The 10,070-nt window shown below is 71.5% G+C and carries 9 protein-coding genes; 8 read left to right on the forward strand and 1 reads right to left on the reverse strand.

The genetic code is table 11. The features are described from left to right. Positions 1-27 precede the first annotated feature (27 nt). A complete protein-coding gene (locus tag ACFVYN_RS13175) occupies positions 28-825 on the reverse strand; it encodes a pyrimidine reductase family protein (protein WP_389996806.1) in 798 nt (265 codons plus the stop codon). Positions 826-898: 73 nt separating this feature from the next. On the opposite strand from ACFVYN_RS13175, the gene zapE reads away from it, so the two are divergent. The 8 genes from zapE to ACFVYN_RS13215 form a co-directional block, all read left to right on the forward strand. Beyond that, positions 899-1,975: a cell division protein ZapE gene (gene zapE / locus ACFVYN_RS13180; RefSeq protein ID WP_389996961.1), complete on the forward strand. Its 1,077-nt coding sequence runs from the start codon at positions 899-901 to the stop codon at positions 1,973-1,975. A gap of 698 nt (positions 1,976-2,673) precedes the next feature. Next, on the forward strand, positions 2,674-3,252 hold the full coding sequence (locus tag ACFVYN_RS13185; RefSeq protein ID WP_389996809.1) for a carbonic anhydrase: 579 nt from the start codon (positions 2,674-2,676) through the stop codon (positions 3,250-3,252). 5 nt (positions 3,253-3,257) lie between these two features. Beyond that, the gene (locus tag ACFVYN_RS13190; protein WP_389996812.1) at positions 3,258-4,751 is read left to right on the forward strand and encodes a SulP family inorganic anion transporter; all 1,494 of its coding nucleotides are present in this window, start codon (positions 3,258-3,260) and stop codon (positions 4,749-4,751) included. Positions 4,752-4,852: 101 nt separating this feature from the next. Beyond that, positions 4,853-5,629, forward strand: a complete 777-nt coding sequence (locus ACFVYN_RS13195) for a slipin family protein (protein ID WP_389996815.1) — start codon at positions 4,853-4,855, stop codon at positions 5,627-5,629. Positions 5,630-5,729: 100 nt separating this feature from the next. After that, positions 5,730-7,112: a PhoX family protein gene (locus ACFVYN_RS13200; RefSeq protein ID WP_389996818.1), complete on the forward strand. Its 1,383-nt coding sequence runs from the start codon at positions 5,730-5,732 to the stop codon at positions 7,110-7,112. A gap of 80 nt (positions 7,113-7,192) precedes the next feature. After that, a complete protein-coding gene (locus ACFVYN_RS13205; RefSeq protein WP_389996821.1) occupies positions 7,193-8,104 on the forward strand; it encodes a PPK2 family polyphosphate kinase in 912 nt (303 codons plus the stop codon). Positions 8,105-8,125: 21 nt separating this feature from the next. Next, positions 8,126-9,643 (forward strand): FAD-dependent oxidoreductase, encoded by a 1,518-nt coding sequence (locus ACFVYN_RS13210; protein ID WP_389996824.1) that lies wholly within the window; start codon positions 8,126-8,128, stop codon positions 9,641-9,643. A gap of 60 nt (positions 9,644-9,703) precedes the next feature. Beyond that, positions 9,704-10,070, forward strand: a 367-nt coding sequence (locus ACFVYN_RS13215; protein ID WP_389996827.1) for a polysaccharide deacetylase family protein, incomplete at its 3' end; no start/stop codon positions are given.

Consider the following 10,070-nt stretch of genomic DNA (forward strand, 5'->3'; position numbering starts at 1 on the left):
AGCCAACCGGAACGGCAGACTCCGCCGTTAGTGCCTGCGATACCTGCTGAAGAGGAATCCGTCCTCCTCCAGCAGGGAGTCCAGCGCGAACCGTGCCGGGACCGCCACCGACGGCCCCCCGGCGATCCGCTGCGCGCTTCCCGCGGTGAGCATCGGGGACAGGGTCAGACAGAGCTCGTCGAGCACCTCGGCGGCCACCAGCTGCCCGAGCAGCCGGGGGCCGCCCTCGGTCAGCAGCCGGGTGTGTCCCAGCTCGGCGAGCTCCCGTACGGCCCGCGCGGGGTCCACGCCGACGCCGTCCCCGGCGATCACCATCCGCGCGCCCGCCTTCTCGGCCGCGGCGATCCGGTCCGGGGCCGCCGCGGCGCCCGTGAGGATCAGCGTGGGCACCAGGGGCGAGGTGTACAGCGGGAGGGAGAAGTCCAGGTCCAGGCTCGCGGTGATCACCGCGATCGCCGGCACCGGGCCCTGCCCCGCCGCCTCCCGCATCCCGGCGAACTCGTCACGCACGCGTGCGGGCCGGTACCCCTCCTGCCGGACCGTCTCCGCACCGGCGATCACCACGTCCGCCAGGGCCCGCAGGGTCCCGAAGATCCGCATGTCGGTCGGGGTGGAGATGGGGTGCGAGCGGCCGTCGTGCTGGGCGGCCCCGTCGAGCGTGGAGACCATGTTGGCGCGCAGCCACACCCCGGGGGTGCCGGGGCCCGACCCGAGCTCCGGGTACGCGTAGGCGGCGGCCAGCTCGGCGAGGCTCCAGTCATGGCCGACCTCCCCTTCGGGGGTCCGGATCGCTGTTTCGTCGGTCACAGGGAACAGGCGTCGCATGTCGTGCAGTGTGGCACGGCGCTTAGCATGGTGAACCGTGTCTACTTCCCCCGCCGCGTCCGGGTCCGGCTCGATGACCGAGACCGTCCCGCCGTCCCTGTGCGACCGTGAGCCGCACGTTCCCGCGGACCGGCTGGTCGCCGAGATGGTGCCGCCGCCGCGGTTCGACTCGGTGCGGTTCGACACGTACATCCCGGACCCGAACCAGCCCAGCCAGACCGAGGCCGTCCGGGTCCTGGAGGGCTTCGCGGCGGGCCTCGGCGGCGCGCACGCGGTCGGCGGCGGAAAGCGCGGCTTCCTGGGGCTCGGCAAGGCGTTCGGGAAGGCCAGGGCTGCCAAGGTCCCGGAAGGCCCCCGCGGTGTCTACCTCGACGGCGGCTACGGCGTCGGCAAGACCCACCTGCTGGCCTCCCTCTGGCACGCCACCCCGGCCGAGCCCTCCCTCAAGGCCTTCGGCACCTTCGTCGAGCTGACCAACCTGGTCGGCGCCCTCGGCTTCCAGAAGACGGTGCAGACGCTCTCCGGCCACCGTCTCCTGTGCATCGACGAGTTCGAGCTGGACGACCCGGGCGACACCGTCCTGGTCTCCACCCTGCTCGGCAAGCTGGTCGACGCGGGCGTGGCGCTCGCCGCCACCTCCAACACCCTGCCGGGCAAGCTCGGCGAGGGCCGGTTCGCGTCCGTGGACTTCCTGCGCGAGATCCAGGGCCTGGCGGCCCACTTCCGCCCGCTGCGCATCGACGGCGAGGACTACCGCCACCGCGGGCTGCCCGAGGCGCCGGCGCCGTTCACCGACGAGGAGGTCACCAGGGCGGCGTACGCCACCGAGGGCGCCTCGCTCGACGACTTCCCGAGCCTGCTGGCACACCTCGCCAAGGTCCACCCCAGCCGCTACGGCGCCCTGACCGACGGTCTGAGGGCGGTCTGCCTCACCGACGTGCAGCCGGTGCCGGACCAGTCGACGGCGCTGCGGCTCGTGGTGCTCGCGGACCGCCTCTACGACCGCGAGGTCCCGGTGCTGGCCTCCGGGCTGCCCTTCGACCGGCTGTTCAGCGAGGAGATGCTGAACGGCGGCTACCGCAAGAAGTACTTCCGTGCGATATCCCGGCTGACGGCGCTGGCGCGCGACGCCAAGGGTCTCGTCCGTTAGTCAGTCCGTTAATCAGCGAAACCCTGCACGTCAAGGGCCAGTTCGCGTCAGCGACCCGGCAGGCTTCAGCCTCTCTTCAGCCGGAAACGCTAAGTTAACCCAGCAAACGACTTTGCCGAGCTAAGGTGTTTCTTGACCAGTCATTGACCAGTACTTGGTCTGGACTAGAGATGCCAACTGTCGAGAGGGGGGCGCATGTTCCGAGGTACGACGGTACGGACCGTGGTAGCGCTCCTCGCCGCCGTCCTTCTGGCGCTCCCTTTCTTCACGTCCTCCGGGGCATTCGCAACCGCGCACACAGGCCGTCAGGCTGAGGCCAAAGCCCTTCCCGGTACCAAGCTCTCCGGCAAGGCGTCACGCGCCGAGGCCTTGGGCAAGCGCCACTGCAACCACGCCGGGGACCCGACCGGTCCCCTGCGTACCCGCGACCGGCATCGCGCCGTCGACTTCGCCCCCGAGGGACCCGAGCGCTCACTGCCGGCTCGGGAGCCGGCGGCCGCGCCCGAGCGGGTCGCATCAGGCGAGTTCCCCCTGTCGAGACCCTCGACAGCCCACGCCCCGGCGGCACTTCAGGTCTTCCGCTGCTGACAGCAGACCAGCCCCACCTGCGTTCCCCCACCTGTCATGCAAGCCGACGCGCCCTACGGCGCGCCAGGTAACCCGACGCGCCCCCACGGCGCGCCAGGAGGAGTCACCACATGCAGCCCCTCATCGACAACGCCCGTACGTTCGGACAGCGCCCTGAGGAGTTCGCCAAGCTGGCCGAAGGCCAGTCCCCCCAGGTCCTGTTCATCACCTGCTCGGATTCCAGGGTCGTCCCGGCCCTGATCACGGGCGCCCGCCCGGGCGAGCTCTTCGAGCTGCGCACCGCGGGCAACATCGTTCCCCCCTACGCCTCGGAGCACCCCACCAGCGAGGCGGCCACCATCGAGTACGCCGTGGAGGTGCTCGGCGTCCGCGACATCGTGGTCTGCGGGCATTCGCACTGCGGCGCGGTCGGCGCCCTCGTCCGCGGCGACGACCTCGACGCGGTACCGGCCGTGCGCGACTGGCTCACGCACGCCACCCCCCGCCCCTCCGGAGCCGCCGAGGACCCGTGCGTGGCCGAGGGCGTGCAGAGCCACGTCCTGGCCCAGATCCTGCGCCTGAGGTCGTACCCCTTCATCGACAAGAAGCTCGCGGAGGACCGACTGACCCTGCACGCCTGGTACTACGAGGTGCACACGGGCGCGGTGCGCGTCCACCGCGCCGAGACCGACGCGTTCGAGGGTCTGTGATCGGCATGATGACCAAGTACCCTCACCTGCGGCAGGACTTCGCCGCCTCCCTGGTCGTCTTCCTGGTCGCGCTCCCGCTCTGCGTGGGCGTGGCCGTCGCCTCCGGTGTCCCGGCCGAACTCGGACTGATAACCGGCATAGTCGGCGGCATAGTCACCGGTCTGATGCGGGGCAGCAGCCTCCAGGTCTCCGGGCCCGCGGCCGGTCTGACCGTGCTCGTCTTCGAGGCGGTCGACGAGTTCGGACTGCCCGCGCTCGGCGTCATCGTGCTGGCCGCCGGACTGATCCAGCTCGCCATGGGCGCCCTGAAACTGGGGCGCTGGTTCCGGGCGATATCCGTCTCGGTCGTCGAGGGCATGCTGGCCGGCATCGGCCTGGTGATCATCGCGGGCCAGCTGTACTCGGCGGCCGGTCTGAAGGCCCCCGCCTCCGGGCTCGACAAGATCCTCGGACTGCCCGGCGCCGCCGTCGACGCGATCGGCAGCACCACGGCGCTCGCCTCCCTCGCCGTCGGCGCGGGCACCATCGCGGTGCTCGTGCTGTGGAAGAAGCTCCCCAGGAAGGCACAGACCGTGCCGGGCGCGCTCGCCGCGGTCCTGCTGGCCACCCTGGCCACACTGGTCCTCGACGCACCGGTCGCGACCGTCGAGGTGAACGGTCTGCTGGACTCGGTCCAGCCGCCCGGCATGGACGCCTTCGGCGAACTGGCGAGCCCCGCCATCTTCGGCACGATCATCGCCTTCACCCTGATCGCCTCCGCCGAGAGCCTGTTCAGCGCCGCGGCCGTGGACCGGCTGCACGACGGTCCGCGCACCGAGTACGACAAGGAGCTCATGGCCCAGGGCGTGGGCAACGCGGTGTGCGGCGCGCTCGGCGCCCTGCCCATGACCGCGGTCATCGTGCGCAGCTCCGCCAACGTCCAGGCGGGCGCGAAGACCAAGGCGTCCCGGGTCATGCACGGCGTGTGGCTGCTGCTGTTCGCGGCCCTGCTGCCCTCGACGCTGGCGCTGATCCCGCTGCCCGCGCTCGCCGGCATCCTGGTCCACGCGGGCTTCAAGCTGATCCCCTTCCGGGAGATCGTGTCGCTGTGGCGCAGCCACCGCGGTGAGGCGCTGATCCTGGTGGCCACGGCCGTCTCGATCGTCGTGGTGAACATGTTCGAGGGCGTGCTGATCGGTCTGGCCCTGGCGGTCGTCAAGACCGCGTGGCAGGCCTCGCACCTCAAGATGGAGATCGTCGACAAGGGCGCGGGCCCGATCCAGGCCCACCTGTCGGGCAACGCGACCTTCCTCAGGCTGCCGAAGATCCTCGACAGCCTGGAGTCGCTGCCCCAGGACCGGCCGGTGGAACTGGACCTCTCCGGTCTGCACCACCTGGACCACGCCTGCCGTACAGCCCTGGAGAACTGGGCCGAGCGGCACAGCGCGGTCGGCACCGAACCCGTCCGGGTCACGGAGCCGGAGCCCGAGCCGGAGCCGGCGAGGGCCACCACTCCGTAGTGCTCCCCGTCCGGTCCGGGGCCCGTCCGTGGCCCCGGACCGGACACCGGGCATATCGTTGCAGGAGCAGACATACGGACCTCTTGGACGAGGGGGTCGGAATGCTCCAGGAACTGGTGACCGCGGCCGTGGCGACCGCTTCCGCCGGGGTCGTCTACCTCGCGGCGGCGGCCCGGGTCGTCAAGCAGTACGAGCGCGGGGTGGTCTTCCGCCTCGGACGTCTCGCGGGCGAGGTGCGCGAGCCGGGGTTCACGGCGATCGTGCCGTTCGTGGACCGGCTGCACAAGGTGAACATGCAGATCGTCACGCTGCCGGTGCCGGGCCAGGAGGGCATCACCCGGGACAACGTCACCGTGCGGGTGGACGCGGTCGTCTACTTCCGGGTCATCGACGCGGCGAGTGCCCTGGTCAAGGTCGAGGACTACAGGTTCGCCGTCTCCCAGATGGCGCAGACCTCGCTGCGCTCGATCATCGGCAAGAGCGAGCTGGACGACCTGCTGTCCAACCGCGAGAAACTCAACGAGGGCCTGGAGCTGATGATCGACAGCCCGGCCGTCGGCTGGGGCGTGCAGGTGGACCGCGTCGAGATCAAGGACGTCTCGCTGCCCGACACGATGAAGCGGTCGATGGCCCGGCAGGCCGAGGCGGACCGTGAGCGGCGGGCCCGGATCATCAACGCCGACGCCGAGCTCCAGGCCTCCAAGAAGCTCGCGGAGGCCGCCAAGGAGATGTCCGAGCAGCCCGCCGCCCTCCAACTCAGGCTGCTGCAGACAGTCGTGGCGGTGGCCGCCGAGAAGAACTCGACGCTCGTCCTGCCCTTCCCGGTGGAGCTGCTGCGCTTCCTGGAGCGGGCGCAGGAGCACCCGACCGGGACGTGAGAGGCGGGGACACACTACGCGCGTGGTTCCCGCGGGCCGACCCAGGTGATAGACACAGCGACGTCACAGTCCTGTCCGCCAGCAGGAAGGTTACTTCGCCATGTCTCTGTCCGGTTCTCCGGCGACACGACGTCAGGTCCTGGCCCGCACCGGTGCCCTGGGCGTGGGCATCGCCTTCACCGGCGCCCTCTCCGAGCTCTTCGCCGGCACCGCCGCCGCCCAGTCCCTCGGCCACACCGGCTACGGCCCCCTCGTCCCGGACCCGAAGGCCCTGCTGGACCTGCCGAAGGGCTTCCGCTACAAGGTCCTGTCCCGCGAGGGCGACCAGCTCCGCTCCGGCGAGGGCAAGGTCCCCTCCAACCACGACGGCATGACCGCGCTGCCCGGCAGACACGGTCGCGTCCACCTGGTCCGCAACCACGAGAACCGCCCCACCGCGCCCATCGCCGTCCCCACCGTCGAGGGCCTGACCTACGACCCGGCGGGCAAGGGCGGCTGTACGGCCCTCACGCTGGACTCCCGCAACAGCGTACTGTCGGAGCGGGTCGCCATCGCCGGCACCGCCGTCAACTGCGCGGGCGGGCACACCCCTTGGGGCACCTGGCTGACCTGCGAGGAGACCGAGGACAAGGCCGGCACCAACGGCTACACCAAGGACCACGGCTTCATCTTCGAGGTCGATCCGACGGACCCGCACAGGAGTGGCGCGGTGCCGCTGACCGCGATGGGCCGCTTCCAGCACGAGGCCATCGCGATCGACCCGAAACGCGGCATCGTCTACGAGACCGAGGACGCCTTCGTCAAGCCCTTCGGCCTCTTCTACCGCTTCCTGCCCAACAGGCCCGAGGGCGGCCTCGGTTCGCTGCGCGCGGGCGGCCGGCTGCAGGCCATGCGGGTGCCGGGCGTACCGGACCTGTCCGTGATCCAGGAGACCGGTGCCCGCTTCGAGGGCATCGAGTGGGTCGACGTACCGGATCCGCTGGCCGCCGAGACCCCCGTCCGCCTCCAGGACTTCGGCCCGAAGGGCATCACGCACGCCCAGAAGCTGGAGGGCTGCTACTGGGGCGGGAAGAGCGTCTACTTCGTCTCGTCCTTCGCGCGCAGCGCCGATGGTTCCGCCGCCGACCACTTCGGGCAGATCTGGCGCTACGACCCCGCGGAGCGCCGGCTCACCCTGGTGATCGTCTTCGGCCCGGACACCGATGTGCAGCTGCCCGGCGAGTCCCCGGACAACATCTGCCTCGCCCCGAGCGGCGGCCTGATGGTGTGCGAGGACGGCAACGGCGCCCAGTACGTCTTCGGCGTCACCCGGCACGGCCAGGTCTACGCGATGGCCCGCGGCCGACAGAACATTGGGACGCCCGAGGCGCCGGAGTGGGGCGAGTTCGCGGGCGTCACCTTCTCCCCCGACGGGCAGACGATGTACGTCAACTGCTACACGCCCGGCACGACCTTCGCGGTGACGGGGCCCTGGCGCAGGTAGCCGCCCTCCACGACGGCTGGCGCGCCCCGGCCCCTCGGCGCAGGATCGAGGGGCCGGACCCGGACCGGAAGGGGTGCCCCATGGCGAAGAAGGGCCCGAAGAAGGGCGCGAAGACCCGCGCGGCGAAGAAGAAGGGCTCCACGACCGGCGACGACCTCGCCCTGCGCGAGCTGCTGCGCGTGCCGGGCGGCAAGCCGGTGGACCTGGCCGCCCACGACGCCCGGCAGACCCCGGCCGGTCCCCGTGACAAGCGGGCGGGCCGGGCCGCGATGACCGACCTGGCCGCCCCGCTCGCCGATCTGCAGGAACGTCTGTGGGCGGCGAGCACGGCCGGCGACCGGCGCCGGGTCCTGCTGGTGCTGCAGGGCATGGACACCAGCGGCAAGGGCGGCACGGTCAAGCACGCCATCGGTCTGTTCAACCCGTCCGGCTGCCGTATCCGGGCCTTCAAGGCACCCACGCCGAAGGAACTGGGACACCCCTTCCTCTGGCGGATCAAAAAGGCCCTGCCGCACGCCGGTGAGCTGGGCATCTTCGACCGCTCGCACTACGAGGACGTCCTCATCGCCCGCGTCCGCGCACTCGCCCCGGCCGCCGAGATCGAGCGCCGCTACGACGAGATCAACCGCTTCGAGAAGGCCCTAGCGGACGACGGCGTGACGATCGTCAAATGCTTCCTGCACATCTCGTACGACGAACAGCGCGACCGCCTGCTCAAGCGCCTGGACCGCCCGGACAAGCACTGGAAGTTCAACGTCTCGGACATCGACGAGCGTGCCCTCTGGCCCGCCTACCAGCAGGCGTACGAGCTCGCCCTGGAGCGCTGCTCGACCCCGCACGCCCCCTGGTACCTGGTCCCCGCCGACCGCAAGTGGTACCGGAACTGGGCGGTCAGCCGACTCCTCCTGGAGCACCTGTCGGAGCTGGACCCGCGCTACCCGGAAGCGGACTTCGACGTGGCCGAAGCCCGCAGGCGGCTGCTGGAAAAGTGAATCCCGGGGTACCCGGGGCACATGACCGAGAACCGGCATGTCAAGGGCTCGTACTGGCTGGAGACGGCACCCGGCGGACCCCGGCCGCCCCTCACCGAGGACCTCGACGTCGACGTGGCCGTCATCGGCGGCGGAATTGCCGGGCTGAGCACGGCGTGGGAGCTGACCCGGGCCGGGCGGCGGGTGGCGGTCCTGGAGGCCGGGCAGGTGGCCGCCGGCGTCACCGGGCACACCACCGCCAAGCTGACCGCCCTGCACACACTGATCTACGACAAGCTGCGCCGCACCCGCGGCCCCGAGGGCGCCCGGCTGTACGCGCGCTCGCAGAGCGAGGCGATCGAACGGGCCGCCGAGATCGCGGACGAGCTGGGCGTCGACTGCGACTGGGAGCAGCGCAGCGCCTACACCTACGTCCGTGACGAGAGCCGGGTCGAGGAGCTGCGGGCCGAGGCGGCGGCCGCCCGGGAGGCGGGGCTTCCGGCGTCGTTCGTGACGGAGACCGGGCTGCCGTTCCCGGTGGCGGGCGCGGTACGGGTGACCGGGCAGGCGCAGTTCCATCCGCGCAAGTACCTGCTGGCCCTCGCCGAGGACCTCGTCGCCTCCGGCGCGACCATCTTCGAGCACACCGCCGTCGTCGGCCTCGACGAGGGCGAGCCGTGCCGTCTGACGACCGACACGCGGGCCACGGTGACGGCCCGGGACGTCGTGGTCGCCACCCACTACCCGATCTTCGACCGGGCCCTGCTGTTCACCCGGCTCTCCCCGCGCCGTGAGCTGGTCGTCGCCGGGACGATCGACCGGGAGCTGGATCCGGACGGCATGTACATCACTCCGGAGGAGGGCACCCGCTCGGTGCGTACGGCTCCCTGGGACGCCGACCGGCGCCTGCTCATCGTCACCGGTGAGCACTTCACGCCGGGCACGGGCGACACCCGGGCCCGGTTCGACGAGCTCTCCGCGTGGGCCACCCGGCACTACCCCGACGTCGAGCTCACCCACGCCTGGGCCACCCAGGACAACGACCCCACCGACACCGTGCCGCTCGTCGGCCCGCTGCACCCGGGGGCCCGGCACACCTACGTCGCCACCGGCTTCGGCGGCTGGGGCATGAGCGGCGGAATCATGGCGGGCCGTCTGCTCGCGGCCCAGATCACCGGTGAGCAGTGCGCGTGGAGCGAGCTGTACGACCCGCGGCGCCTGCGTTCGACGGTCCGCGAGGCCCCGTCCTTCCTGAAGACCCAGGCCGAGGTGGCCCGCCACTTCGTCGGCGACCGCCTGCGCCCGGCGCCCCCGCTGGAGTCCCTGCCGCCGGGAGAGGGCGCCGTGGTCCGCGTGAACGGCGACCGCCTCGCGGTCTACCGCGACGACGACGGCAACCTCCACGCCGTCTCCCCCCGCTGCACCCACCTCGGCTGCCTGGTCTCCTTCAACGGGGCGGAGGACGCCTGGGAGTGCCCGTGCCACGGCTCCCGCTTCGACACGGACGGCAAAGTGATCCAGGGCCCGGCGACCAAGCCGCTGGAGCGGCGGGACATCTGAGCGGGTGACGTCACGGCCGGGGTGACGGGTAAATGGGACGGTTCACCATATTTTCGTACGGTGATCACTCTCGCACGACGCGTCACCGCCGCCTGTGCCCTCGGCGCCGCCCTCACGGCCTGCGCCGCCGCTCCCCACCAGGCCCTTCGGCCGGCCCGCCCGGCCCCCTCCGCGACGTCCGCACCCTCCGCGCCCCCCACCCTCGCCCCCGGACCCGGAGGCCTGACCCCCGTCTTCAAGAACGGCTCCCGCACCCACGGCAGGACGGTCGCGCTCACCTTCGACGCCGACATGACCGCGGACCAGGGGCCCCGGGCGGCGGCCGGTGAGCACTTCGACAATCCCGGACTGATCGCGGCACTGCGGTCGCTGAAGGTGCCGGCCACCGTGTTCATGACCGGGCGGTGGGCCGAGGAGTACCCGGAGC

This window comes from Streptomyces sp. NPDC058307, assembly GCF_042880295.1.
Taxonomy (GTDB): Bacteria; Actinomycetota; Actinomycetes; order Streptomycetales; family Streptomycetaceae; genus Streptomyces.

Coding starts and splice junctions, on each gene's coding strand:
- ACFVYN_RS13175 (WP_389996806.1), bottom strand. CDS start 825: ATGCGACGCCTGTTCCCTGTGACCGACGAAACAGCGATCCGGACCCCC.
- zapE (WP_389996961.1), top strand. CDS start 899: ATGACCGAGACCGTCCCGCCGTCCCTGTGCGACCGTGAGCCGCACGTT.
- ACFVYN_RS13185 (WP_389996809.1), top strand. CDS start 2,674: ATGCAGCCCCTCATCGACAACGCCCGTACGTTCGGACAGCGCCCTGAG.
- ACFVYN_RS13190 (WP_389996812.1), top strand. CDS start 3,258: ATGATGACCAAGTACCCTCACCTGCGGCAGGACTTCGCCGCCTCCCTG.
- ACFVYN_RS13195 (WP_389996815.1), top strand. CDS start 4,853: ATGCTCCAGGAACTGGTGACCGCGGCCGTGGCGACCGCTTCCGCCGGG.
- ACFVYN_RS13200 (WP_389996818.1), top strand. CDS start 5,730: ATGTCTCTGTCCGGTTCTCCGGCGACACGACGTCAGGTCCTGGCCCGC.
- ACFVYN_RS13205 (WP_389996821.1), top strand. CDS start 7,193: ATGGCGAAGAAGGGCCCGAAGAAGGGCGCGAAGACCCGCGCGGCGAAG.
- ACFVYN_RS13210 (WP_389996824.1), top strand. CDS start 8,126: ATGACCGAGAACCGGCATGTCAAGGGCTCGTACTGGCTGGAGACGGCA.